This window comes from Loktanella sp. SALINAS62, from assembly GCF_018263905.1.
In the GTDB taxonomy this organism is placed as follows: Bacteria; Pseudomonadota; Alphaproteobacteria; order Rhodobacterales; family Rhodobacteraceae; genus Loktanella.
Map to the genome: position 1 here is coordinate 428764 of NZ_JAAFZU010000001.1, position 26669 is coordinate 455432.

Consider the following 26669-nt stretch of genomic DNA (forward strand, 5'->3'; position numbering starts at 1 on the left):
TTGCATATCGCGCACTCTATAGCCGCCCCAGGCATCTTCGCACAAAGCGGCACACGGGATAGAGTCCTTCGCGAATTTTTTGAAAATGATCGGAATTGTTTTGCCGTAGCGTCGCCGGAACGATTTGGAAAGGACATACACTCCGCCGTGTCACCGGTGCAGGAACACCGCTTTGCAACGTGACGATCAGGCCGCTGACTTCGACCGGGGAGGGTTCTGTCAGCCGCATTTCAACAATGACGACATAGGGACGCACACCATGCCAGACAATTCCATCGGAACACCCGAACAACTGCGGGATCCCGATTACATGCCCGCGCTGCATCAGGCCATTCCATTGGGTATTCAGCACGTTCTGGCGATGTTCGTGTCGAACGTCACACCGGCGATCATCATTGCCGGTGCTGCCGGGTTCGGTTTTGGGTCCGATGCGGGCGCACAGGGCTTTCCGGACATGACCTATCTGATCCAGATGTCGATGCTGTTTGCAGGGATCGCCACACTGTTTCAAACCATCGGTCTTGGCCCCGTCGGCGCGCGTCTGCACATCGTGCAGGGCACGTCGTTTGCATTTATCCCGATCATGATTCCGCTGGTCGCGGGCAAAGGCGTGGAGGCGTTGCCCGCCCTGTTCGGTGGTGTCATCATCGGTGGCCTGTTTCACACGCTGATCGGCACGTTCATCGGTCGCGTCCGGTTCGCCCTGCCCCCGCTTGTCACAGGATTGGTCGTCATGTTGATCGGTCTGGCACTGATCAAGGTCGGTATCCAGTATGCGGCAGGCGGTGTGCCCGCCATCAACCAGCCCGAATACGGCAGCCTGCTGAACTGGTCCGCCGCACTGGTCGTCATCTTTGTGACGCTGGGGCTGAAATTTTACGCCCGTGGCATGCTGGCCGTTTCCGCCGTCGTCATCGGGATCATCGCCGGATATCTCTATGCCTTGGGAATGGGCATGATCACACTGGACGGTATCGCTGCAAGCTGGAACAGGGCGGCTGTCATCTCTTTTCCAATGCCGTTCAAATATGGATTCGAGCTGAGCATCGCGGCTGTCGTCGGGTTCTGCATGATGGCATTCGTGTCGGCTGTTGAAACGGTCGGTGACGTGTCCGCCATCACCAAGGGCGGCGCGGGGCGCGAGGCGACCACAGCCGAAATCACCGGTGCGACCTATGCCGACGGTGTCGGCACGGCTGTTGCGGGTGTGTTCGGCGGCCTGCCGAATACGTCGTTCAGCCAGAACGTCGGCTTGATCGCCATGACAGGCGTGATGTCGCGGCACGTGGTCACGATTGGCGCCATCTTTCTGATCGTGTGCGGTCTGGTGCCCAAGGTTGGCGCGGTCATCAACACGGTCCCGATCGAAGTGCTGGGCGGCGGCGTCATCGTGATGTTCGGCATGGTTGTCGCTTCTGGCGTGTCGATGTTGTCGGATGTGGACTGGAACAGACGCAACATGGTGATCTTTGCCATTTCACTGTCGATCGGTCTGGGTCTCCAGCTTGACCCGCTATCGGTGCAATATCTGCCCGATACGATCCGGGTGCTGGCCACCAGCGGGCTGCTGCCTGCTGCCGTGATCGCCATCGTGCTGAACCTTATCCTGCCCGAAGACCTGAACGCACCGGTCAAAACAGAAGTGTCGGGCGCCGCGGTCAAACCGATGAAGGATGGCCTGCCCGGCGTCTGAAAGATTTCCCCCGCCGGGATCATCGGCGGGGGCAATTGTGTCAGGTGGGGCGCGCATGCATCTGGCGCATCATGGCGATCATCCGCGCGGAAAACCCCCATTCGTTGTCGTACCAGCCAAAAACGCGCAGTTGCCCGTCGCCGGTCACCATGGTTTGCGGCAAAGCAAGTACCAACGACTCCGCCCGCGCCCGCATGTCGGTGGATACGCAAGGATCGTCTGTCAGGCCGATCACCGACACATCCGCGCAGATCGCCCGCAACAGATCGTTCGGATCACCATCCGGCAACGTTTCCATTTGCAATACCGCATCGATGGCAGACACGGAATGGACCGGTACACGGACGGCGGCCACTGTCAGCCGATCCATGAACTGCGGCAGAACCTGCGTAATCTGGCTGGCGGCACTTGTGGTCGTGGGCACCATGGACACCGCAGCAGCCCGGCTGCGTTCCGGGCTGGGACCGGGCAGATCGATTGTCGGCTGGCTGCCCGTGTAACAATGGATCGTCGTGACATGCGCGCGGACGATGCCCAGCCGGGTATCCAGCGCCATAAGCAACGGTGCAATGGCGTTCGTGGTGCACGACGCATTTGATACGATACGCGCATCCCCCAGCGCCGTATCATTCGCGCCCATCACCACGGTCACATCCGCGGCCGGCGAAGGGCCAGAAATCAGCACAGCTGCCGCGCCTGCGTCCAGACCTGCCTGTGCGACCGGACGTGCAGCGGCCCGGCCCGTGCATTCCAGCACCACATCCACCCCGGACAAATCCCTGACCCGCAAATCGGGGCAGGACCAGAAATCAAAGCTGCGATCACCCACATGCAAACGGCCATCCTGCGCCGTCACCGGGGCCGGAAACGGGCCAAATGCGCTGTCATAGCGGAACAGATAGGCGCAGGCGTCCAGCGGTGCGATATCGTTGATCGCAACGATCCGAATATCGCCATGGCAAGGATCTGTCAGCAACTGGCGCAAAACGGTGCGGCCAATCCGGCCAAAGCCGTTGATGACGATACGGATGGGTCGGGTCATGCCGTGGCACCGCCTGATAATTGACGACCGGGATCGGCGTCATACCCGCCGTTGCGCGCAAGCTGGACCAACATCAGGCAAACCGCAAGATGCCGTCGTCAGCGCCCGATCCCCATGGGGCGCAGCGGCATGTGGCGGTTCACGTCCTTGTATAACAGGTATCGGAACGGCCCCGGCCCGCCCGCGTAACAGGCCTGCGGGCAAAAGGCGCGCAGCCACATGAAATCGCCCGCCTCGACTTCGACCCAGTCGCTGTTCAGGCGATAGGCCGCTTTGCCCTGCAGGACATACAGCCCGTGTTCCATGACGTGGGTTTCCAAGAACGGAATCACAGCACCCGGCTGCAGCGTGACGATGGTGACATGCATATCGTGCCGCAAATCGGCGGGATCGACAAAGCGTGTCGTGGCCCACTTGCCGTCCGTGTCAGGCATCACGGTCGGGGCGATATTCTGTTCGTTTGCAATAATGACGTCAGGCGCATCCAACCCCGGCACCGCCGCATAATGTTTGCGAATCCAATGGAACCGCAGCATCGCATCACCGTCATTACGCAGGGTCCAGTCGGACCCGGCAGGCAAATAGGCATAACCGCCTTCGGTCAGATCGTGGGACGCGCCATTCACCGTCAGACGGGCGGTGCCATCCACCACGAACAGCACGCCCTGCGCCTCTGGGTCAGCCTCTGGCCGGGTGGACCCGCCGCCGGGTGCGACTTCCATGATGTATTGTGAAAAGGTTTCGGCAAAGCCTGACAGCGGGCGGGCAATGACCCACAACCGCGTGTCATCCCAGAACGGCAGGTAACTGGTGACAATATCGCGCATCGTGCCTTTTGGAATGACCGCATAGGCATCGGTGAACACCGCGCGGTCGGTCAGCAACTGGTCCTGCCCCGGATGGCCGCCGGTCGGGGCATAGTATTTTGCGGACATGGACTGTTCCTTGGCTGTTTTGCAAAAGGTCTGCGGGGGCGGATATGACCGCCCCCTGTCGATGGTCACTGCGCCTTGTATTCCAGACGGCGCGCATGCAGCACCGGTTCGGTATAGCCTGACGGCTGGTCGCGCCCCAGCAGCACCAGATCACAAGCCGCCTGAAACGCGATACCGTCGTAATCCGGCGCCATCGGCCTGTACTGGGGATCACCAGCGTTCTGCTTGTCCACGATTTCGGCCATCCGTTTCATCGTGTCGACGACCTGATCACGACTGACGACGCCGTGATGCAGCCAGTTCGCGATGTGCTGGGCAGAAATGCGGCAGGTGGCGCGGTCTTCCATCAGGCCCACGTCGTTGATGTCGGGCACTTTGGAACAGCCGATACCCTGATCGATCCAACGGACCACATAGCCAAGGATGCCTTGGGCGTTGTTTTCAACCTCTCGGACGATCTGATCGTCGGTCCATTTGCGATAGCGCGCCAGCGGAATATCCAGCAACGCATCGACATAGGCACGGCGACCGGCGCGCAACAGACGCGCCTGTACAGCGGCCACGTCGACCTTGTGGTAATGCAGCGCATGCAACGTTGCCGCCGTCGGGCTGGGCACCCATGCGCAGTTTGCACCGGCTTGCGGATGTTCGATCTTGGAATCCAGCATGGCGGCCATGTTGTCGGGGGCAGCCCACATCCCCTTGCCGATCTGCGCCTTGCCGGACAGGCCACATTCCAGCCCGATATCGACGTTCTGGTTTTCATAGGCCGTGATCCAGCCCTTGCGCTTGATGAAATCCTTGCGGCTGAATGGCCCCGCTTCCATCGAGGTGTGAATTTCATCGCCGGTCCGGTCCAGAAAGCCCGTGTTGATGAAACAGACACGGTGACGGGCGGCGCGGATGCATTCTTTCAGGTTCACGGACGTGCGGCGTTCTTCATCCATGATCCCCAGCTTGACCGTATATTGCGGCAGACCCAGCACGGTTTCCACGTGGCTGAAAATGTCGTTGGCAAACGCCACTTCGGCAGGGCCATGCATCTTTGGTTTCACGACATAGACCGACCCGGTGGTCGAATTTCGCAACCCTGCCTGTTTTTTCAGGTCGTGCATGGCGATCAGGGTTGTAACCATCGCGTCCAGCAACCCTTCGAACGCGGGGTTTCCGTCGGCATCCAGCACGGTGGGGTTTGTCATCAGGTGGCCGACGTTACGCACCAGCAGCAGCGCGCGGCCCTTCAGCGTCAAGTCCGATCCATCCGGCGCGGTGAATGTCTGGTCGCCGTGCAGGTCGCGGGTGATCGTTTTGCCATTTTTGTCGAACGTTTCCGACAGATCGCCCTGCATCAGGCCCAGCCAGTTGCCATAGGCCAGCACCTTGTCTTCGGCATCGACGCAGGCCACGGAATCTTCGCAATCGATGATGGCGGAAATGGCCGATTCAAGGGTGACATCGGCAAGGCCGGACGCCGTGGTTTTGCCAATCGGGTGGCTGCGGTCGAACACCAGTTTGACGTGCAGATTGTTGTTGCGCAGCAGGATCGCGTCGGGCGCATCGGCGCTACCCTGATAGCCTGCAAACTTTTCCGGCTGCATCAGACCTGTGCCATCGACCTGCAACTGTCCATCCACGATGCAATACGATTCCGCCTGCGCGTGGCTGGTGCCAGTGATCGGGAACGCTTCGTCCAGAAACACGGCGGACCGGGACACCACACGCGCACCCCGCCCTGTGTCGAACGGGCCAGGTGCAGGCGGCGCGCCCATCGCATCAGTCCCGTAGAATGCATCATACAGGCTGCCCCACCGCGCATTGGCCGCATTCAGCACGAAACGCGCGTTTGTCACGGGCACCACAAGCTGAGGCCCGGCGATGGTGGCGAATTCAGGATCGGTGTTTTCGGTTTCGATATGGAAATCGTCGCCTTCGGGAACGATGTAGCCGATATTTTCCAAGAACGCCTTATAGACGTCCGGGTCATGCGGCGTGTTCGATTGTGACCGATGCCAATCGTCGATCTGGGACTGAAGCGATGCGCGTTCGTCCAGCAGCGCACGATTGCGCGGCCCGAAATCGTTGATCAGCGTCGCAAACCCTGCCCATAGGTCCGCCGCATCGACGCCGGTGCCCGGCAAGGCGCGGTTTTCGATAAAGGATGCGAATACACCGGCGACCTGCAAGCCTGCGCGATCCACGTATTGGTTATCTGATCGATCTGTCATCTGTCATCCCTGCGGTTATTGGCGCAACCGGATCGCATCGCACCGGTCGGTTTACGGCAATCTAGGGCGAACACCGGCCACGTGGCACCCCAAATCCGCTGATATTGTCAGACAGGACTTTCAATATAATCAGAACGAACGCCCACGATTTACTGTTTTTCCGCGATATGCATTTTCAGGATATGACGATACAGCCCGATCCCCAGCCGCGACAACTGCCCCGATTGTTCGGTTCCGTCCAGCGCACCAAAGCCACGAATATCGCGGTCACGTCGCGCGATCCGGAACCCGGCCCCCACTTCGGACATCTGCACGAACGCCCGCAACCGATGGGCAGCTTCGGAATCCCCGGCGCGGTCCACGTCGGTCAGCAACAGCATATGTGCAGGCCGCTTGCTGCGTCCGATCCGCCCGCGCAGCTGATGCAATTGCGACAGGCCGAACATATCGGCGTTCCAGACAACCATCGTGTTGGCGCGGGCGTTGTCCAGACCGTTTTCAATGATCGACGTACAAAGCAAGACGTCCACGTCCTTGTTCATAAAGCCCAGCATCGCCGCCGACATATCGTCATCCGCCATCCGGCCATGCGCAACCGCATAGGTGAAATCGACACCCGCTTGCCTGAGCTTTGTGTCAAGTTCCTCGACCCCCGCAATACGGGGCGACACAACGTAGCATTGCCCGCCGCGCGCAATTTCGGTGGCAATCGCCCTTAACAGGTGTGCCTCGTCGCATTCGGCCACATGGGTTTCTACGGGCTTGCGGGCCTTTGGCGGTGTCGCCAGCACGGATACGTCCACTAAACCGACCTCTGCCGCTGCGAGCGAGCGGGGGATCGGCGTCGCGGTCATGCTCAGGATATGCGCGCCCGGGGCCAGATCGCGCAGCGCAGCTTTTTGTTCCTGCCCGAATTTCTGTTCCTCGTCGATCACGACCAGCGCCAGATGGCCGAACCGCAAATCAACACCCAGCAGCGTCTGTGTGCCGACCACGATGCAGACCTTGCCTGCCGCGATCCGGTCCGTCGCCGCGGCACGGTCGGCATCGGGGGTCAGGCGCGACAGTTCGATCACGTCAACGCCAAGCGGCGCGAAACGTGTGCGAAACGTGTCAAAGTGCTGCCGCGCCAGCACCGTTGTCGGGGCCGCGATCACAACCTGATGGCCCGACAGGACGGCGGCGGCGGCAGCCCGCATCGCCACTTCTGTTTTACCGAAACCGACGTCACCCACCAGCAGGCGGTTCATCGGCTCGGTCGCCGCCAGATCATCGGCGACGACGGCAAAGGTATGGTCCTGATCGACGGTCGGTTCATGTGCGAACGCCTGCACAAATGCGGCAAAGCGTTCGGCATCGGGGGTCAAGGATTGCGCTTTTGCTGACCGACGGCGCTTGTCCTCTTCCAGCATATGCTCGGCGCTTTGCCGCAATTCCACGATCATTGCGTCACGGTGGCGGATCCAATCGCCAGCTTTCAGTCGGTCCAGACTTAGATCTTCTGCCGGGGCACCGTAGCGCCAGAAATCCCGGCCTTCCTCTGCGGGCAGGGTCAGTTTACCGCCCTCGCGATAAATCAGCGTGGTCAGGGTCTGTGTCGTGTCACCCAGATCGTATTTTTCCTGCCCGTCATATTTCGCGAGACCGTGTTCAAAATGGACAACCGCATCGCCGCGTTCCAGCGCGTCGTCGCCGAACAGCAGGTCATGGTCGCGGTCGGTCATGGTGTGGTGGGTCATGTCAGGGCTTTCGATCTGTCGCCCGCCCCAACCCCGTCACACCGATTTCGTTGCCACTGATCTGGCAAAAAGTCGCGCCCGGACCTGCATCGCCCGGGCGCGCTGTGATCAGGCCGCGTTGGACTGATCGGGCAGGTAGTCGGCAATGGCGCGCCCCCGCCCTGTGGCATAATCCTGTGCCACGGCGATCCAGTCGATCTGTGCGGCACGCGACCAATCCGGCTGACCGCCAGACACAGCAGTCGCGGCCTGTCCATAGTGGACTACGCGCTGGCCTTCGGTGAAATCGTCAATCGCCTGATCCCAACGGTCGCCCGCGATTGTCAGACCAAGCCTGCGCGTCAGCGGGGCATATTCCGCCGTGAACAAGGTGCCGAAACCTTCGGCATAGCGGTTTTGCAGCAGGGGCGGTTTCAGAAAGGCCGCGTTCACGTCGGCTGGTCGCAGGCGGGTGGATTTCAGGAAATCGTGCCGTTCGAAACTGCGGGTAAAATCCGGCCGGTCAGCGGGTTCCGGTCCGCTTTGATGGTTGGTGGCGATGGCCTGCGGCATCAGCCGCGCGCCCCCGCCCGGCGCCATTTCGACGCTGGCGGTCCGACCATCGGCATCGGCCAGCACGATATTATAGGCCATGTGCGACGGGATACGTCGCAGGGCTGCAATACCCTGCGCAACCGTATCGCAGGTTTCCAGCACGTAGCGCAGGATCGTCGTGATCCCGAAACCGCGCCCGGTTTGAGACCGCCCGCCAAAGGCAAGTGCCACACTAAGTCCCGCGTCGTTGATCCCGTCGGACAGGCCCCACAGAAATTCCACCATGCCCATGACCCCACGTCCGGTCCACGCGCTGTGCAGCAAAAGACCTTCGTTCAGATCGGGCGACAGATCATAGTTCCGGACCAACCGCACATCGGTCGCATCCGCGACAGCCGCCAGCGAACAGCCGCCCAGATAAGCGGGCGGGCACCATGTCGACAGGAACCGCGCCGCACGGTCGGTCCCCCCCGCCAGCGCGGTCAGTCGGTCATGCACGGGGGTCAGTTCCGGCATATACTGCGTGATGGCGTCGCGGCAGGCGGCGGCCGACGGTCCGTTGTCACCGCCACGGGCGATAAACCACGCTTCGTACGCGGGCCAGGACCGCGCCCAGCGGGCGGTCCATTTGGGGCCGGGCGTCGCTTCGTGAACGGCGTCGATGGTCAATGTCATGCTCATATCGGTTAGCCTTTCGGGCTGATCTGTTGGAAAAAGCGGACCATTTCGGTGCTGGCGTCCGGTCCGCTGGTGTCGGTATAGCTTCCGCCTGCCTGCCCGCCGGACCACGCATGACCCAGACCATCGATGCGCCAGTCTTCGGACAAGGGGCGGCCGTCGGTGTCGGTCACGGTCGTCTGCTGGTAGCTGCGGCCCCCGATGCTGCCCGTCTGCGACGTTTCGATTGTCTGGGCGGGACCGTGGGTGGCGGTGTCACGCATAATGCTGTCGGCATTGGTCGGGTGGACTGTGGCGTCGGCAGTGCCGTGGAACTGGATGGTGGGCACGGCGGCCCGTGCGGCAAAGCCGCTGGCCCCAGCGTCCGACCGCCCCGCCATCGCGGCAAAGGCGGACGGCACGTCCTTGGCGGCGCCATATGGCAGGCCCGCATGCACACCGATTGCGGCAAAGACGTCCGGATAGCTTTGCCCCAGTATGACGGCCATCGCGGCCCCCGCCGACAGACCCGCCGCATAGACACGGTCATGCGGCACCCCATGTTCCGCAGCGACGCGGCGCGCGATCCCGGCCAGAATGGCGGGTTCGCCCCGGTCGCGCATCTGGTCGCCGCGCCGGAACCAGTTCCAGCAGGACTGGGCGTTGTCGCCGCGTGACTGCTGGGGATAGACGATGACCAGCCGGTGCGTTTCTGCCAGCGCGTTCATGCCCGTCCCGGTCGCAAAATCCTGCGGCGTCTGCGTGCAGCCATGCAGCATCACGATGACACCGGTGATCCCGTCGGGCGCTGTCGCGGGCACATAGGTCCAGTAACGGCGGCTGCCGTCGGACCCTGCATAATCGCGCGCGGCGAAACCGGCACCGGCGGGCAGATCTGCCATTGCAGGCGCATCGCCAAAGACCGGCGTGCGGCGCGCCTGTGGCCCGGCAGGCAAGGCATCGGGCATCAATCCGTGCTGCGCCAGCGTGCGGCGCACAAGGTCGTTGGCGTCCGTGATGCGCGCAGCATCCGTCGCCCGGCGCATGGCGCCAAGGTTCAGTTTCAACATCTGTTGTCCTTTTAGGGGTTAGGTCCGCGTCTACTGGATGCGGTCGGCAAGCGCCTTTTTCAGTTCTGGACTAGCCTGCAACGCACCCAACACCGTGATCGACCCGATGGTCGCGCGGGCAAGGTCCGGCGTGATGTCGGTATCGAACCGCACCAGACCAACCACTTTGATGTGCAAGATTTCGCCAGCGGATTTCAGCGATTCAAGATCGGCCCGCGCATAGTCGCGCAGGCCCAGTTCCATCGTATGGCGTTCAATCGAACGGCTGACGCTTTCGCCATGCGTATCCAGTTGCTTGCGGATCGCGGTGCGGATGAAATCGCTGCGGTTGGAATAGAAACCTTCCTGCACCAGCAGGTCGATACGGCCAAGGTCGACGTAACCCAGATTAATCGTGATCTTTTCGCTGTCGGGGGTCTTGTCCCGTAACTGTCGTACGTTGCTCATAAGGTTTCTCCATCCATGTGGATGGTATATGGATTTCATTAGGTGGTGCGCAACCCCTAGATGCATCTTCATCACAAGGATGTGCCCCGCATGAACAGGGCCGGATCATCACTGACCCGGCCCTGTTTGTTCCAATATTTGCTTGGCCGTAGCTATTCGGCTGGCACGGCGTCAGGCGGGACCGCCCGTTTGGCACGTTTTTCACCCAGCATCAGCATGGCCGGTGTCACGATCAATGTCAGAACCGTTGCAACCACCAAGCCACCGGCGATGGCGGACGACAGTTCGGTCCACCACTGCGTTGACGGTGCACCAAAGACGATTTCGCGGGTGAAAAAGTTAAGGTTCACCCCGATCACCATCGGCATCAGACCCAACGCCGTGGTGATGGACGTCAGGAACACCGGGCGAAGACGCTGCGCGCCCGTCCGCAAAGCTGCTTCCATCGGGGATTGGCCGATACGTTTGAGGTCATTGTAGGTGTCGATCAACACGATGTTGTTGTTCACCACGATCCCCGCCAGCGCGATCACACCGATCCCGCCCATGACGACCCCGAATGGACGCCCCGTTATCAACAGGCCCAACAGAACCCCCGCCACCGAAAAGACAATCGCGCTCATCACGACGAAGGCCTGAAAGAAGTTGTTGAACTGGATCACAAGGATCACGAACATCAGGAAAATCGCGGTCAGGAACGCCGTTGCCAGAAACGCCATGCTTTCGGCCTGATCCTCTGCTTCGCCGGCAAAAGAAAACTCCACGCCTTCGGGCAATTCCGCGTCATTCAAGGCCGCCGTCAGTTCGGTCACCTGATCGTTCACCAGCACGCCGGGGCCGACGTTGGCTTCGATCGTGGTCACGCGCTTTTCGTCGATCCGGCGGATAATGCCGGTGCGGTCGGACGGCGCAAAAGTGACAAAGTTCGAAATCGGCACCAGTCCCGATGTGGTCGGAACGCGCAGGCTGGCCAGTTCCGACAGGGAACGTTCTTCGCGTGGGAAACGCACCCGAATGTCCAACGATCCGTCCACGTCCTCTGGCCGGTAATCGGCGACCGTGATTCCCTGGGTCAAAAGCTGAACCGCCTGTCCCAACAGGCTGACATCGGCACCAAAGCGCGCCGCCTCTGCCCGGTTCACCAAAATCGACACCTCGACCCCCGGCACGGGGCGTGTATCGGTGACGTCGGTAAAGCCACCGATCCGGTCCATGATATCGCGGATCTGCTGCACGGCTGCGGCCTGCGTATCCGGATTGCGCGCCGTCACCTGCAGGTTGACCGGCTTACCGGCAGTCGGTCCGCCGCTTTCGGTCTGCACCTGCACGTCGATCCCGGCGATGTCAGACACGCTTTCGCGGATGTCCTCGCCGATTTCGGCGGCGGTGCGTCGGGTATCCCACGGCGTCAGATCCAGTTGCAGCGTGCCAATGGTTTCTTCGTCGCCCTGCCCCGCGCTCATCATGGAACGGGCGTAGATGCTTGCGATCTCATCGTATTCGACCAGACGGTCTTCGACGGCGCGGACCAATGCATCACGTTCAAAGATGGAAAAGTTATCGCGCGCGCGGACTTGCACCTGCATGAAATCGGGTTCGACGGACGGAAAGAAAGTGATCCCCTTGCCAAATTGACCATACAGGCCAAAGCCACCCAGCAGCAGCGCCACGGCCAGCAGGACGGTCGCACCGGGGCGCAGGATGGCCCATTGCAGGAACCGAACGTAGGCGCCGGTAAAACCGCCCATGTCGCGCGGATCACCGAATTCTGCCGCGTGAAGTGCGGCTTTGGCCCGTGCGGATTGTGGCTGGCGTTTGCCGATCAGGCCGCCCACAACAGGAATGAAAATCAAAGCCATGAACAGCGATGCCGTCAGGGTCAGAATCACCGTGATGGGCAGAAATTTCATGAATTGCCCGACCAGCCCGCTCCAGAACAGAAGCGGGAAGAACACGCAAAGCGTGGTCGCCGTCGACGCGATGATGGGCCATGCCATACGCTTTGCCGCATAGCTGTAGGCCTCTTTCGGCGATGCGCCTTCCTGTAACTTGCGGTCGGCCAACTCGGTCGTCACGATTGCACCATCGACCAGCATTCCGACTACTAGGATCAGCGAAAACAGGACCACGATGTTCATCGTGTAGCCCAGCGTCCACAGGGCGATGACACCGACCAGAAACGCGCCCGGAATGGACAGACCCACAAGGATCGATGACCGCAGGCCCAGTGCCAAGACGATGACGATCATGACCAGAATGACCGCGGCGATGACGTTGGCTTCCAGATCGCTGAGCAGATCCTCGACCTGTTTGGATTGATCCTGCAAATACGTCACTTCGACGCTGTCGGGCCAATCGACGCGCAGGTCTTCGACCACAGCCTTGGCGGCGGCGACCGTTTCGATGATGTTGGCGCCCGACCGCTTCTTGATTTCCAGCGCCAGCGCAGGCTGACCGTTGATCCGCGCGAACGAGTCCGGATCTTCGAACGTGCGGCGGATCGTGGCGACATCGCCAAAGGTCACGACGGCATCGTCGCGCACCTTGATCGGCATCGCCATCACGTCATCAAGATCCTGAATAAGCCCGGGCACCTTGAGCACGATCCGGCCAGACCCCGTTTCGATTGCCCCCGCAGCGACCAGCAGATTGTTACGCTGGATCTGCCCGATCAATTCGTCGAACGACAGATTGTAGGTCTGGAATACCGTGGGGTCGATCAGCACTTCTAGAAATTCGAACCGCTGGCCGCCGATATCGACTTCCAGCACGCCTTCGAGACCTTCAAGCTCTTCCTGCAGGTTTTCGGCCAGATCGTTCAGCGTCCGTTCCGGCACCGGGCCGGACAGGATCGCGGTGATGATCGGAAACAGCGCGGTGTTGATTTCAGTGATGGTAATTTCATAGGCATCGTCGGGCAGTTCGTTTTGCGCCCGGTCAGCCGCGACGCGCACCTTATCCAGCGCTTCCTGATTGTCGCCGCCGGGCGAAAATTCCAGCTGCACACTGGCAAATCCTTCGGCCGCTTCGGAATTCATGCTGTCCAGCCCGGTGATGGATGCGAATTCAGTCTCCATCGGTTCCAGCAGCAGGCGTTCGGCGTCGGACGGGCTGATTCCGTCCAGCCCGGTCGAAACGTAGAACAGGGGCAGCGGCACCTCTGGGTTCGCTTCTTTTGGAATCGCGGTATAGGCATAGGCGCCGACGGCCATGATGACCATCAATGTCATGACCACGACACGGGATCGGGAAAATGCGGCGTCAATCAAACCGTTCATTGCGCGTCATCCTGCAAGCTGGGTGCCACGGTTTCGCCTGCGTTCACAAAGCCCTGTCCGATGGTGATGACGTTGGCGGTGTCAGGCAATCCTGCGACCCACAGCCCGTCGACCTGCGCCTTGACGATTTCGATGGGATAAAAAGCGACCGTGTCGTCGTCCGCCACGGTTTTGACGCCAAGGGTGCCGTCGGTGTCCAATGACACGATGGATGCGGGCAGGAAATGCGCCGTTGTTTCCCCCGTGGGGATCACCACCTCTGCCGAAATGCCGGCGGGGATCGCACCGTCATCGTTCGGCACCTCTATTTCGACCAGAAACGTACGTGTTTCACTGGCAGCCGATGTGCCGACAAAACTGACGATGCCTTCGCGCTCTTCGCCGGTGATGAATCGGACATTGGCGGTTTGTCCGACAGACAAACGGGTCAGCGATTGCTGCGGCACCTGAATGGATACGGTTAGCGGGGTAATATCGACCAGCCGTCCGATGTCGGCCCCGGCAGACACAAAGACGCCTTCGTCCAGATCCAGCGTTTCGATGCGCCCATCGAACGGGGCTGTAATCGTCAGGGACAGCGCCGCCTGACTGGCGGCGGTCACCTGCGCCTGTGCGGCAGCAAGCTGTGCGCGCGCCTGCGTCACACGGTCGGTCGTGGCGACACCACGATCCAGTAATTGTTCCGCATTCTGCAATTCACGTTCGGCAATTGCCAGGTCTTCGGCGGCACGGTTGATATCCGCCTCGTTATTTGTCGAATCCAGCCGTGCAATCACCGTTCCTGCGGTGACGGTCTGGCCTTTTTCCACCAGCACTTGCGCCACGTCACCAGATGTTTCGGCGCGCAGCATCGTATCACGGTCAGGCAGCGCCTGACCTTCTGCCTGATAAAACTGGGTGACAGTTTCTGCCGACGACGGGGCCACGGCCACAGCCACAGGCGCAATCGATTCGCGCACCGGGGCTTCTGTAGGTGGTGCAGCGGACAGAAAAAATCCACTGCCCATCCAGCCAACGATGGCCAACACCAGCGCACCCGCAATCCAGGATGACCGGGACGCGCCCTTGTCATCGCGGAATTCCAGCGGCTTGCGGCCATCGGTGTTGGCGGACGGGACCGGCACCAGGGTCGGCGCATTCGATCCGGGCACATTGGTCTGTTCTACATATTGATTCATGGTCTATTCCCCGGGCTTAACAGGCTGTTGCCCGACATATGTTTCTTCGGATGCGTTCAACTGGGCCAACGCCACCCCCATCGCGGCGTCGATAGAGGCATAGAACTGCGCGTGTGCGCGCAGACGGCCGATTGCATCAGATTCTTCAGGTAGCAGGTTGATGGTCTTTGCGATTTCGTCGCGGCGGCTGCGTTGGCGTTGTTGGATCCCCGCCAGCATGGTCGCATAGGGGTTATCGGCCAGCTGAAAAAAATCCTGACGCACCCCCGGTTCGGTCGTGCGTTTGACCAGACCCCGTTCTTCAAGAAGACGGATGCTGCTGCTGATGCTGCCCCGACTGACCTGAAGCTGCGTCGCCAGATCGCCGAACGCGACACGCTCTCCGTCAAAGATCAGCATGCCCAGAACACGTCCGGCAATGCGCGGCAGACCTTCTGCCTGAAGGCTTAGCCCGGTCTGTTCGATAAATCGGGTCCGTAAGGCGTCTGTCGTGTGTGTATCTGGCAAGCGCTGCTCCTGTGGCTGGTCACCACATGGGTCAGCCCACGGCAATTCGCAAGTCTGTTCAGTCCTAACTGAACAATTTTTTCCAAGCCGGGCAAGCCGCGCCCGATCTCATAAAATGCAAACAGCCACCCCAAGGTGGCTGTCGCTGTCTTTGCATTTGGCGTTTGTCAGATCACCGGGGGTCAGCCCAGACGTTCGGACGCGTAACCGCCGGGGCTGGCAGGGAACACCACCGTTTTATTGCCGTTCAGGAAAACCCGGTTGTGGATATGTGCGTGGATGGCACGGGCCAGCACCTGCGCTTCGACATCACGGCCCAGCGTGACATAGTCAGCCGAACTTTGCGCATGGGTGACGCGGCAGGTGTCCTGTTCGATGATCGGGCCTTCGTCCAGATCGGCAGTCACGTAATGTGCGGTCGCCCCGATCAGTTTCACGCCACGTTCAAACGCCTGTTTATAGGGGTTTGCCCCCTTGAAGCTGGGCAGGAATGAATGGTGGATGTTGATGATCCGGCCCGACATCTTCTGGCACATTTGGTCCGACAGAATCTGCATGTAGCGCGCAAGAACGATCAGGTCGGCACCTGTTTCCTCGACGATGTCCATGATCTCTGCTTCGGCCTTGGGTTTGTTCTGGGCCGTGACCTTGATGCAGTAGAATGGGATGTCGTGATTCACGACGACCTTTTGATAATCGGTGTGGTTCGAAATAACGGCAACGATATCGATCGGCAACGCACCGATGCGCCAACGATACAAAAGGTCATTCAGGCAGTGCCCGAAGCGCGACACCATCACGACAACCTTCATCCGGACCGCTTCATCATGGATGAACCAGTCCAGACCCAGTGGCTTCGCAACTTCGACGAAGTCTTCGCGCATCGTGTCCAGCGTGATGGAATCCGGCGTGGTAAAGCTGACGCGGGTGAAAAACTTGCCGGTGTCGGGGTCATCGAACTGGGCACTGTCGGTAATGTTGCAACCATTGTCGGCCAGAAAAGTCGAGATGGCTGACACAATACCAATCTGCGACTCGCAGGCGGCTGTTAGTGCGTATTTCGGCATGGTGCTCTTTCAGTAGGATCGGTGGCGGTAAAGTGGACCTTAGCGATCGGCCAAGGCGGCGACGAATGCAGCCAGTTCCTGATCCGGGATCGTCACGCTGTGTTCCGGCCCCGGATAGGACTGACGGTCCACATCTGCCTTAAATTCTGCAAACGCCGCAATCCGTTCGCGCTGCAATCGGGCGAATTCCGACCTAAAGTCACGGTAGCTTTTGCCATGACGCGGTTTGTGGCCCTCGGTCGCGCCCAACACGTCGCTGGCGAACAGATATTGCGCGTCCGCATATGGACCCGCACCCATCCCCAAAAGCACAAGGGTCGTGCGTTTTGAAATCTCGGCGGCGACACGGTCCGGCACGACTTCCAGTTCGACGCCGAAACAGCCGATCCTTTCCAGCGCCTGCACGTGGTCCATGACTGCAAGTGCGCTCTGGGCGGTTTTGCCAACAGCCTTGAATCCGCCTGTCCATGTCGCTTTGGATGGAATCAATCCGACATGGCTGACCACGGGAATCCCGTCGTCGGCCAGCGCCTTGATCGTGGTCATGGACGACGCGCAGTAGACGCAATCGCCGCCCGTCTGCATCGCACGGTGGGCCGCGCGCTGATAATCCTCTGCCGTGACAAGCTGACCGTAAAGCAATCCGACCTGCACAAAACAGTCGCCTGCCGCCACGCGCATGTCGGGCGTCCACAGCGGGTCGATGATTGACAGCATGTCGATGCCTGCGGCCGCTGCGGCAGCCGCTTCCTCTGGTGTTTCGACATACAGCATCGACAGCTGACGCGTGCCTTTCAGCGCGCGGATGTCCGCGACGGTCGGGCGGTTGTGATATAGGGTCATGCCGGATCAGACTTGTATCAATACGCGGTCACCATCCAACCGGACCGGATAGGTGCCAAGGTTCACGCAGACGGGCGCGCGTTTCGCGGCCCCGGTGCGATAATCGAACTGGCCGTTATGTTTGGGGCATTCGATGGTGTAATCCATCACCAGCCCATCCGACAGATGCACATTTTCATGGGTGCACAGCCCGTCGGTGCAAAAGAATTCGTCGTCGGGGCTGCGGTAGATGGCAAAGGTCCGCCCGTCGTGGTCAAAACGGATCAGGTCTTCTTCCTCGATGTCGTCCTTGGCGCAGGCGTCGATCCAGTCGGCCATGTTAGTCTCCTCCGGTTTAGGTTATTCTGCGGGCACTGCCGTCGTCACGTTCTCGGCCATGCCCAGTGCCGTCCGGTGCAGGTCAACCCGGTAGGGCGCTGCGCCATGTGGCAGATCGCGTTGCAGAAAATCGTCGTGATAGCGCAACTGGTGGCGCAGGATCGGCAACACCTCGCAATAGGCGTGCCACATCGACGGGTTCGGCGCGGGCAGGTCGTGTTTGATACGCTGATGCAGGTCGGGCAGCCGGTGGTAGGGGACCATCGGGAACATATGGTGTTCGCAGTGATAGTTCATGTTCCAGTAAATGAACCGCGACACCGGGTTCATATAGACAGTCCGACTGTTCAGTCGGTGGTCAATCACGTTTTCAGCCAGTCCTGCATGTTGCAGCAGGCCCGTCAGCACATGATGCCAAGCGCCATACAGACGCGGCAGCCCGATCACCATCAGCGGCAGGATCGATCCGGTTGCGACCGCAAGTGTGATGACGGCAGCATAGATCACGACCCAGATACGGGCGACCCGCACGACCTTGGGCTGTTCGCTTTCGGGAATATAACTCGCTTCTTCGGCGTCCAGACGGCCGGTGGCGTTCACCAGCATCCGTTTCCACCCGCTGAACGCATCAAGGATGCCGAAAAAGTTCAGCGCGATCCGGAACAGCGCGGGCGGGCGCATCGCGACGATTTCGGGATCGCGTCCGACGATGACGGTATCGGTGTGGTGGCGCGCGTGGCCCCAGCGCCATGTGACCGGGTTGCGGACCATGCAGAACGACGCAATCTGATACAGCGCATTGTTCATCCACGGCGTCTTGAACGCCGTGCCGTGGCCGCATTCGTGCCAGCGACTGTCCATTGCGGACCCGTACAGCACGCCGTAGCCCAACCAGAAGGGAACCGACCACCACGTCGGCCACAGGGCGATCCCGATCCCGGCAAGGATGATCATACTGCCGAACAGGATGATCGCGTCGCGGATTGCCGGGCCATCCTTGCGCTGCATCAGCGCCTTCATGTCCTTGCGCGGGATGTCGGTCAGATACCAATCGGCAGCGGACAGGCCGGTTTCGACGGCTTTGCGGGCGTTGGCGCCCAACAGGGAATAATCGCGTTTGTTCATCGTCAGCTCCGTCATCAACAGATGATCAGGGCTTAACAGCAACAGAACGGCAGGTCTTGCGCGCCGCGTAAATTCACATCAAATTAAATCACCGACACCCCTGATAATTGATGTAATTACATCGGAACACCGCATGACAAAACGTCCGACGATCAAGGATTTGGCCCGCGCCGCAGGGGTTGGCGTGGCAACGGTGGATCGTGCCCTGAACGGGCGGTCGCATGTCCGGCCCGATACGCTGGACCGCGTGCGACTGGCGGCAGAACAGATCGGCTACCCCACCCGTGGGCTGGCCCTTCGGCAACAGGCGGCGGACCGTCCGCAGGTCCGGTTCGGGTTCGTGCTGCATAAGGGCGCGCAGGAATTCTATCGGAACTTCGCGCTAGCCCTGCAACGCGCGGTGGACGCGCGCACCGACATCAGGGGGCGCGCTGTCATCCGGTTCGCGGCGTCGCAGTCCCCCGGCGATTTCGCGCACGAGATTGCCGATGTCGCATCCCAGACCGACGCCATAGCCACATCCGCGATCAATCATCCGACCCTGTCAGATCTGGTGGGCGACCTGACGGCCAACGGCACGCCGGTCTTTGCCCTGCTCAATGATTTCGCCCAAGGCATCCGCCAGAATTATATGGGTCTGAACAACGTCAAGGTCGGACGTCTGGCCGCATGGATGATGACCACCCAGATCCGCGACCCCGGCAAGCTGGCGGTGTTTGTCGGTGGCAATCGCTGGCACGGTCACCTGCTGCGTGAAACCGGGTTCCAAAGCTACCTGCGCGAATGTGCGCCCGACTTTTCCATGCTGGATACTGTCGTTAATCTGGAGACCCGGCAGGTCACATACGAAGCGACGCTTGACCTGCTGGACCGTCAACCCGACCTGCGCGGCATCTACGTCGCGGGCGGCGGGATGGAGGGCGCGATCGCCGCCATTCGCGAACAGCGACCGCCCGGCAAGATCGCGTTGATCGTCAACGAGCTAACCGACGACAGCCGCAAGGCGCTGGTGGATCGCTACGCCACCATGGTGATCGCGACCCCACTGGATGATCTGTGCCGCATCCTGATCCAATCGATGATCGACGCCGTGCGCGACGGCACAAATACAGGGGGCAGCCAGCATTTTCTGACGCCGCAGCTATATCTGCCAGAATCGTTCTAGGCGTCGCGATCCATGATCCACTGCACCTCTGGCGCGGCCACGAAACGCCATTTTCGCAGCGGCCCGGCCATGACGTTCAGGTAATACATCTCGAACCCATAGGGTGCGCCGCAGGGGTGATGGCCGCGCGGCACGCAGACCACGTCATGATCCTTGACCGCCATGGTTTCATCCAGCAGGCCGTCGTCGGTATAGACCCGCTGCACACCGAAACCACTGGCCGGATTCAGACGGTGGTAATAGGTTTCTTCCAGATAGGTGATGCGCGGAAAATCATCTTCGTCATGCCGGTGACTGGGATAGGACGACCAGTGACCCGCGGGGGTGAACACCTCTGTCACCAGCAGGCGGTCGGCGACGGGGCGGTCTTCCATTGCGATGTTGTTGATGTGGCGGGTGTTGGTACCGCGTCCGCGTTCTGTCAGCGTAATGCCGTCGGGGCCAAGGCGCTGGGCGGTGTAACCGCCATCCGCATCGGCGGGGGCGGAACAGACGGCGATGACGCAATCGGTTTGCGTGACCGCGTCCCAACCGGAATCGCGGGGCACATACAGGCAATGCGGCGGGGTCTTTTCGAACACATCCATCCGGTCGCCCAAAACGCCCCAATCGTGTCCGGCGGCGGTGATCGCGGCCTTGCCTTCGACGATCACAAGGATGACTTCGCGGTCCAGCGTCGGTTCGTGCGCGCTGTCGCCGGCGCGCAGCCGATACAGTGAGAACCCAACGTAACGCCAGCCTGCGCTTTCGGGCGTGATCTGATGCACCTTGCCGCGCGTGCCGAAGGGCTTTTTCAAAAGATCAGCCATCGTCAGGCTCCTTGTAGTTGTCGGGATCGAAGACCACGAAGAATTCATAGGTGCACCACGCAGCGGCCGCCGCAGAAACCGCCGCCCACAGGAAATTTCCGGTCGCCAGTTCGAACACCGTCCAGCCCCACAGGACGATGCAAACCGTCATCCGTCGTCCGCGCGGCGCAAAGAATGGCGCGCGGACATTGATTACGTCTTTCAGGGCCATCGTCTGTGATCCATGTCCTTTAATGCCGTATCGAACCTATCAGCATCCCAGCGCTCTGCCAGTGCCTGCCGCATCAGATCGGCCTGCGACGGCGGTGCGTTGCCGCCCACGGGTGGATCGGTGTCCAGATTGGTCGGAAACGGATAACCTTCGGCGCTAGCCGCGATCACGGCGTCAGCCTGCGCCGCCGTCAGATCGGTGTCGGCCAGAATCGGGAACAGCTCCCGGACCATCGCACCCCGGTCGACGGATTCCATCGCCCGGCCAAAGGCGGACGAGACCTGCAGCAGGTTTACCATGCGCGCAATGTCCGCGCTGCGGTTATCGCCAGCCCCATGAAACAGCGCCGGGTTAAAGAACACAGCATCGCCTTTGGCCAACGGCAGTTGGATGCAGCGGTCCTCGAACATCGCGCGATGATCGGGATCGTGGAACGCGATATAGCCTGCATCGTAAAGCTGCGAGAACGGCAGCAGTTTCGTCGGACCGCTTTCCACCGGCATGTCGCAATGGGCGATGGCCCCCTGCAAGGTCAGCGCCGCCGTCAGATCATGGGCATGGACGGGATAACGGGCGGCCTGTTGTGCCGTCTGAAAACCCAGATGATAATCACGGTGCGCCTGCTGCGCCTTGCCACCCGGCCGCACCTGATTGACCTGCGCGGTCATCTGATACGCCGGGCCCAACCATGCCTCTGCCACGGCAGCGATGGCGGTGTTGCCGTAGTAGCGGGCGAACCCGGCGGCGTCGTGCAGACAATGTTTCTGTAGCGAATTCCAGATCCGATCATTCGCACCGGATGCCGCGAAATGGTCGCCCTTACCCGCCCCGTCATGGCGTTCGTCAACAATGATCGCGTTGAAAACTCCTGTCGCGCGGTCGATGGGTGCTGTGTCGGCATAGGCCGCTTTTAACACGATCACCCCTGCGGTGTTGCGCAACACATCGGCCCATTCTGCCATCAGCACCCGTCGTTTTTGCGGATCGTCCAGCGCGGGGGCCAGTGCGCCCATATCATAGATCGGTACATTCTTTTCGATGCTGGCAGCCTGCGGCACCGATGCAGGGTCCAGGGTGCGGTCGATCAGGACGCGAAAGGCGTCGATATCGCCATCATCCGCTGTGTAGTAGCCCGCCGATTTGTTCCATTCGTCCCGCATGCCGTGCTCCCTATGTTATGTTTTGTAAACCTTCAGTCCCGCCCGGTCGCAGACCGCATGGATGTGGTCAAAACCGATTTTAGAGAATGCAAAAGGCGGTGCCTTGGCCGGGTCCTGTTCGGCCTCGACCACGATCCATCCGTCGTAACCCATCGTCTTGAGTTCGTTCGTGATGGCCTGAAAATCGATGCAGCCGTCGGGGTCGCCGGGGACGGAAAAGACGCCTTCGCGCACGCCATCCAGAAAGCTGCGGTCGCCGTCACGGACCCATGACAGCGTATCGGGCCGCACGTCCTTGAAATGCACATGGTGCACCCGGTCGCCCCATTTTTGCAGCACCGCCAGCGGATCGGCGCCCGCCATCAGCAGGTGGCCGGTATCATACAGCAGCGTGACCTCAGGACCGGACCCGTCCATCAGCCAGTCGATGTCGTCCGCGTCTTCGATCATGCTGCCCATGTGGTGATGATAGGACAGGGTCATACCGTCGTCTTTGACCCGCTTGGCCAGTTCGGTCAGTTTGGCGGCATAGGCGGTCACGTCGGCGCGGGACAGTTTGGGCCGCTGGCTGACAGGCGTGTTCACCATGCCCTGTACGGTATTGGAACATTCCGCATAGACGATGCAGGGCGCGTTCAGGGCGGTGAACTGCGCGACCTGCTGGCGGATGGCGGCATATTCTTCATCCACCGACGTCACGTGCAGATTGCCCGAACACCAACCACCGCACAGCGCGACGCCGTAACGGTCAAGGTATTCGCGCAACCCTTCGGTATCGGCAGGCATCCGGCGACCGCGTTCGACACCCTGATATCCAATCGCCCCTGCGTCTTCCATCGCGCCTTCGGTGGTGAAATCCGCCGTCAGATCGGGCAGGTCGTCGTTCTGCCACGCGATCAGCGAGATACCTATTTTGACAGCCATCAATCGGCCCTTTGCTTTGTCTTGTTGGTTTCATAGGCGGCACGGGCGGCATTCACCTGTTCGCGGTCGGATACTTCGGGCACGCCGACATCCCACCATGTCCCGCCCGGTTCCGTGCTGGCATAGGGATCAGTGTCGATGACGATGACAAAGGGGCCGTTCATCTCGTGCCGTTTTGTCAGCGCTGATTCCAGTTCGGTGATTGATCCGACATGGACACTGACCGCGCCCATCGATTCCGCGTGCTTGGCAAAATCGATGGCGCTGGGCGTGTCGTGGATCGTGTGGTCCAGCAGGTTGTTGAACTCTGCCCCGCCGGTGCCCATTTGCAGCCGGTTGATGCAGGCAAAGCCCCGATTGTCGGTCACCACGACGGTAAAGGCGATGCCCATCATCGCCGCCGTCGCCATTTCCGAATTGGCCATCATATAGGTGCCGTCACCGGTAAAGCAGACCACATCGCGGTCGGGCTGGGCCATCTTGATTCCCATCGCGCCCGCGATCTCGTATCCCATGCAGCTGAACCCGTATTCCATGTGATAGGACATCGGGCGCGTGGCCTTCCACAGCTTGTGCAGCTCGCCCGGCATGGTGCCGGCGGCGCACATCACTACGGTGTCGTCGGTCGCCGCCCGTTGCACGGCGCCGATCACCTGCATGTCGGTGGGCAGGCTGTTTCCATCGTCAGGTGCGGCGGTCAATGGATCGACCTGCGCGAACCAATCGGATTTTATGCCATCAGGCAACGCGGGGGCACGGTGGTCGCCCAGTTTCTTTGACAGCTCTTCCAGCCCCACGCGTGCATCGGCGAGCAGCGGCATTGCGCCGTGTTTCATCGCGTCATAGGCCGCGACATTCAGGCAGGCGATGCGGCGGTCAGGATGCGCGAACAGCCCCCATGACCCGGTCGTGAAATCCTGAAACCGCGTGCCGACGCCCAGCACCAGATCGGCCTGTGCACAGGTGTCGTTGGCGGGGGTGCCACCGGTGACGCCGATGGGGCCAAGGTTCAGCGGATGATCCCACGGCAGCGCCGATTTGCCTGCCTGTGTTTCGGTCACGGGAATGTTGTGCGCTTCGGCAAAGGCCCGCAGTGCGTCGGTTGCTGCGGAATAATGCACACCGCCGCCCGCGACGATGACCGGACGCTTGGCTGCACGGATCGCGTCAGCCATGTCAGACAGTTCATCCAGATCGGGGCGGATGCGGCGCTGCCGCCAGATCGTTTCGGCAAAAAAGCTTTCGGGCCAGTCGAACGCTTCGGCCTGCACGTCCTGACAGAACGACAGGCACACAGGCCCACAGTCCGCCGGGTCCGTCATCGTGCGGAAAGCGCGCGGCAGGGCCGTCAGCAACTGTTCAGGCCGCGTGATCCGGTCGAAATAACGCGTCACCGGTTTGAACGCGTCGTTCACTGTCACGGTGCCATCGTTGAAATCCTCGACCTGTTGCAGCACCGGATCGGGGCCACGGTTGGCGAACACGTCACCCGGCACCAGCAGCAGCGGCAGGCGGTTCACATGCGCAAGTGCCGCCGCCGTCACCATATTCGTGGCCCCCGGCCCGATGGATGACGTCACCATCATCGCGCGCTTGCGGCCAGATTGCTTGGCATAGGCGATGGCCGCATGCGCCATCGTCTGTTCATTGTGCCCGCGCCATGTGGGAAAATCATGCTTGGCGCCGTGCAGCGCCTCGCCCAGTCCGGCCACGTTGCCGTGCCCGAAAATCGCCCATGTGCCTGCGATAAAACGCTCACCGGTATCGGTCTTTTGCGCCGCGATATAGCGGACCATGGCCTGTGCTGCGGTCAGTCGGATCGTGTTGCTCATGCTGCGTCCTTTCGCGCGGTCTGCCGCGCCTTGTCCCATGTGTCGCACAGCCATGCGAACCGTTCGGCCATCTGGTCCACGGCCTGGGCGTCGGTCATATCGCCCGCCATCCATGCCCGTGCGGCATCGCCAAAGATCGTGCGCCCCACCGCGAACCCCTTGACCAGCGGCTGCCGTGCGGCCAGCGCAAAGCTTGCGGCAAGCTCTGTCTCTGGCGCGTCAAGGCCCAGAACGACGATCCCGCGCGTGCGCGGATCGTTGCGGGTGATGGCATCCACCGCATTGGCCCACGCGGCGTCCGTCTTGAACGGTTCCAGCTTCCACCAGTCGGGGTAGATACCTGCGTCATAGAACGTCTGGATCAAGGTGGCAGAGGTCATGTCGTCCACCGGCCCGACCTTTGACGGGATGATTTCCAGCAAAAATTCCAGACCCTGCCGCCGGGCGGCCGTGAACAGGCGTTTGACCCGTGCCGTTTGCATCCCGGCCGTCTTGTCGTCGTCGTCGGGGTGACAGAACACCAGCAGCTTGACCACGTTCTCGGACGCCCATTCGCGCAACTGGCCCAGATCGTCGCCCAGTTCGGGTTCAAATTCTATCGGGCGCGATCCCGGCAATTCTGTCGGACGCCCGATCCACAGGCCCGTGCCCGTGGCGCGGTGCAGCGCGCTGCGCCCGATCCGGTTGTCGCACAGAATACCGTAACCCGGCCGCCCGTTCTGTACCCGCAGCGCGGCATCCAGACAGAGGTTCTTAAATGCGGCACCTTTGGCCGGGGTGTAGCCGTCCATGTCTTCAATCTGGCTGCGGTGGTCAAAGGCAAAGGTCTTGACCGACGACCAGTCACCCGGACGCGTCGTCGCCCAATGCACCTGCTCCAGTTCCGCGTCGTGGCGCAGATCCGGGCGCGTCAGTCCGCGATCAAAGAAGAATTGCAGCTCTTCCCAACTGGGATAGGCGGGCGTGCAGCCATGGCGGCTGACGGCAAAGGCGCCGCAGGCATTGGCGTATTTCAATGCGGTTGGCCAATCCGCCCCGTCCAGCCAGCCCTTTAGCAGGCCGGACATGAAACCGTCGCCTGCCCCCAGCACGTTGAAAACCTCGATCGGGAAACCCGGTCCGGCCTGCCCGTCGTCCAGACTGTCGGGGATCGCGCCGGTGAACGCCACAGCCCCTGCCGCACCGCGTTTGCACACCAGCGTCGCACTGCTGACCGCGCGGACCGCGCGCAGGGCGGCGATGGTATCGGTGGTGCCGCCCGCGATATGGAATTCTTCTTCGGTGCCGACGATCAGATCGAACAGATGCAGCGTGCCTTGCAACTTGGCCGTGACGGCAGCGCTTTCGACAAAGCGGCTTTCGCCGTCGCCATGCCCCGCCACGCCCCACAGGTTCGGGCGGTAATCGATGTCGAGTGCTGTCTGCATGCCCGCGTCACGGGCGATGTCCAGCGCCTTGCGCGTCGCGGCTTCGACGCGCGGATTGCTTAGATGGGTGCCCGTCGCCACCACCGCGCGGGCGGACCGGATGAAACCTTCGTCGATGTCGGCATCGGTCAGGGCCATATCCGCACAATCGGCACGGTAAAAGATCAGTGGAAAACTGTCTTCGTCCCTGATCCCCAGCAGCACCAGCGCCGTCAGGCGTTCGGGATCGACCTTTACGCCGTCGGTGCTGACACCCTCGCGCGAGAGTTGTTCAAGGATGAATCGCCCCATGTGTTCATCACCGACACCGGTGATGACCGCCGACCGCAGCCCCAATCGCGCCGTCCCGCAGGCGATGTTGGTGGGGCTGCCGCCGATGTATTTATCGAACGACCGCATGTCCTCTAGCCGTCCGCCGACCTGCGCGCCGTAAAGGTCGACGGAACTGCGGCCAATGGTGATCAGGTCAAGCGATTTGGTCAT

Annotated in this window: 22 protein-coding genes; 2 read left to right on the forward strand and 20 right to left on the reverse strand. The window is 61.1% G+C overall.

All coding sequences use genetic code 11. The annotated features are described in order from the left end of the window. The first annotated feature begins 259 nt into the window (after nucleotides 1-259). On the forward strand, nucleotides 260-1693 hold the full coding sequence (locus GZH79_RS02130; protein ID WP_211641479.1) for a nucleobase:cation symporter-2 family protein: 1434 nt from the start codon (nucleotides 260-262) through the stop codon (nucleotides 1691-1693). A 40-nt stretch (nucleotides 1694-1733) separates the two neighbouring features. On the opposite strand, the gene GZH79_RS02135 is transcribed toward GZH79_RS02130, so the two are convergent. The 14 genes from GZH79_RS02135 to GZH79_RS02200 form a co-directional block, all read right to left on the reverse strand. Beyond that, nucleotides 1734-2735 (reverse strand): glyceraldehyde 3-phosphate dehydrogenase NAD-binding domain-containing protein, encoded by a 1002-nt coding sequence (locus GZH79_RS02135; protein WP_211641480.1) that lies wholly within the window; start codon nucleotides 2733-2735, stop codon nucleotides 1734-1736. A 98-nt stretch (nucleotides 2736-2833) separates the two neighbouring features. Continuing rightward, entirely contained in the window at nucleotides 2834-3670 is an 837-nt protein-coding gene (locus tag GZH79_RS02140) for a bifunctional allantoicase/(S)-ureidoglycine aminohydrolase (RefSeq protein ID WP_211641481.1), read from the reverse strand. A gap of 65 nt (nucleotides 3671-3735) precedes the next feature. Beyond that, complete coding sequence (locus GZH79_RS02145) at nucleotides 3736-5895, reverse strand: malate synthase G (protein WP_211641482.1); 2160 nt, start codon at nucleotides 5893-5895, stop codon at nucleotides 3736-3738. A gap of 149 nt (nucleotides 5896-6044) precedes the next feature. Then, nucleotides 6045-7634 (reverse strand): DEAD/DEAH box helicase, encoded by a 1590-nt coding sequence (locus GZH79_RS02150; protein WP_211641483.1) that lies wholly within the window; start codon nucleotides 7632-7634, stop codon nucleotides 6045-6047. 108 nt (nucleotides 7635-7742) lie between these two features. After that, entirely contained in the window at nucleotides 7743-8849 is a 1107-nt protein-coding gene (locus GZH79_RS02155; RefSeq protein WP_211641484.1) for a C45 family peptidase, read from the reverse strand. A 5-nt stretch (nucleotides 8850-8854) separates the two neighbouring features. Continuing rightward, nucleotides 8855-9895 (reverse strand): PHB depolymerase family esterase, encoded by a 1041-nt coding sequence (locus tag GZH79_RS02160; protein WP_211641485.1) that lies wholly within the window; start codon nucleotides 9893-9895, stop codon nucleotides 8855-8857. 30 nt (nucleotides 9896-9925) lie between these two features. Next, a complete protein-coding gene (locus GZH79_RS02165) occupies nucleotides 9926-10342 on the reverse strand; it encodes a CopG family transcriptional regulator (RefSeq protein ID WP_211641486.1) in 417 nt (138 codons plus the stop codon). A 152-nt stretch (nucleotides 10343-10494) separates the two neighbouring features. Then, nucleotides 10495-13620 (reverse strand): efflux RND transporter permease subunit, encoded by a 3126-nt coding sequence (locus GZH79_RS02170; protein ID WP_211641487.1) that lies wholly within the window; start codon nucleotides 13618-13620, stop codon nucleotides 10495-10497. Further along, entirely contained in the window at nucleotides 13617-14798 is a 1182-nt protein-coding gene (locus GZH79_RS02175; protein ID WP_211641488.1) for an efflux RND transporter periplasmic adaptor subunit, read from the reverse strand. The genes GZH79_RS02170 and GZH79_RS02175 overlap by 4 nt, the downstream gene beginning before the upstream one ends. Before the next feature lie 3 nt (nucleotides 14799-14801). Beyond that, entirely contained in the window at nucleotides 14802-15305 is a 504-nt protein-coding gene (locus tag GZH79_RS02180) for a MarR family transcriptional regulator (protein ID WP_211641489.1), read from the reverse strand. 182 nt (nucleotides 15306-15487) lie between these two features. Continuing rightward, nucleotides 15488-16372, reverse strand: a complete 885-nt coding sequence (gene purU, locus GZH79_RS02185) for a formyltetrahydrofolate deformylase (protein WP_211641490.1) — start codon at nucleotides 16370-16372, stop codon at nucleotides 15488-15490. A gap of 39 nt (nucleotides 16373-16411) precedes the next feature. Further along, entirely contained in the window at nucleotides 16412-17215 is an 804-nt protein-coding gene (locus tag GZH79_RS02190; RefSeq protein WP_211641491.1) for a 3-methyl-2-oxobutanoate hydroxymethyltransferase, read from the reverse strand. Between the two features lie 6 nt (nucleotides 17216-17221). Beyond that, nucleotides 17222-17533 carry a MocE family 2Fe-2S type ferredoxin gene (locus tag GZH79_RS02195; protein WP_211641492.1) on the reverse strand — a complete coding sequence of 104 codons (312 nt, stop codon included), beginning with the start codon at nucleotides 17531-17533 and terminating at the stop codon, nucleotides 17222-17224. Nucleotides 17534-17554: 21 nt separating this feature from the next. Continuing rightward, on the reverse strand, nucleotides 17555-18658 hold the full coding sequence (locus GZH79_RS02200; protein ID WP_249218921.1) for a fatty acid desaturase family protein: 1104 nt from the start codon (nucleotides 18656-18658) through the stop codon (nucleotides 17555-17557). A 133-nt stretch (nucleotides 18659-18791) separates the two neighbouring features. Here GZH79_RS02200 and GZH79_RS02205 point away from each other — a divergent pair, with 133 nt between their 5' ends. After that, a complete protein-coding gene (locus tag GZH79_RS02205) occupies nucleotides 18792-19823 on the forward strand; it encodes a LacI family DNA-binding transcriptional regulator (protein ID WP_211641494.1) in 1032 nt (343 codons plus the stop codon). Here GZH79_RS02205 and iolB read toward each other — a convergent pair. Genes iolB through iolC form a run of 6 tightly spaced genes read right to left on the reverse strand, consistent with a single transcriptional unit; the run spans nucleotide 19820 to nucleotide 26669 of the window. Continuing rightward, nucleotides 19820-20632, reverse strand: a complete 813-nt coding sequence (gene iolB, locus GZH79_RS02210) for a 5-deoxy-glucuronate isomerase (RefSeq protein ID WP_211641495.1) — start codon at nucleotides 20630-20632, stop codon at nucleotides 19820-19822. The two genes, GZH79_RS02205 and iolB, sit on opposite strands and share 4 nt — an antisense overlap. Then, entirely contained in the window at nucleotides 20625-20843 is a 219-nt protein-coding gene (locus GZH79_RS02215; protein WP_211641496.1) for a hypothetical protein, read from the reverse strand. Before GZH79_RS02215 ends, iolB begins: the two co-directional genes overlap by 8 nt. After that, nucleotides 20834-22003: a phytanoyl-CoA dioxygenase family protein gene (locus tag GZH79_RS02220; protein WP_211641497.1), complete on the reverse strand. Its 1170-nt coding sequence runs from the start codon at nucleotides 22001-22003 to the stop codon at nucleotides 20834-20836. Before GZH79_RS02220 ends, GZH79_RS02215 begins: the two co-directional genes overlap by 10 nt. A gap of 15 nt (nucleotides 22004-22018) precedes the next feature. Beyond that, entirely contained in the window at nucleotides 22019-22927 is a 909-nt protein-coding gene (iolE, locus tag GZH79_RS02225) for a myo-inosose-2 dehydratase (RefSeq protein ID WP_211641498.1), read from the reverse strand. Next, the gene (gene iolD / locus GZH79_RS02230; RefSeq protein ID WP_211641499.1) at nucleotides 22927-24759 is read right to left on the reverse strand and encodes a 3D-(3,5/4)-trihydroxycyclohexane-1,2-dione acylhydrolase (decyclizing); all 1833 of its coding nucleotides are present in this window, start codon (nucleotides 24757-24759) and stop codon (nucleotides 22927-22929) included. Before iolD ends, iolE begins: the two co-directional genes overlap by 1 nt. Next, on the reverse strand, nucleotides 24756-26669 hold the full coding sequence (iolC, locus tag GZH79_RS02235) for a 5-dehydro-2-deoxygluconokinase (protein WP_211641500.1): 1914 nt from the start codon (nucleotides 26667-26669) through the stop codon (nucleotides 24756-24758). Before iolC ends, iolD begins: the two co-directional genes overlap by 4 nt.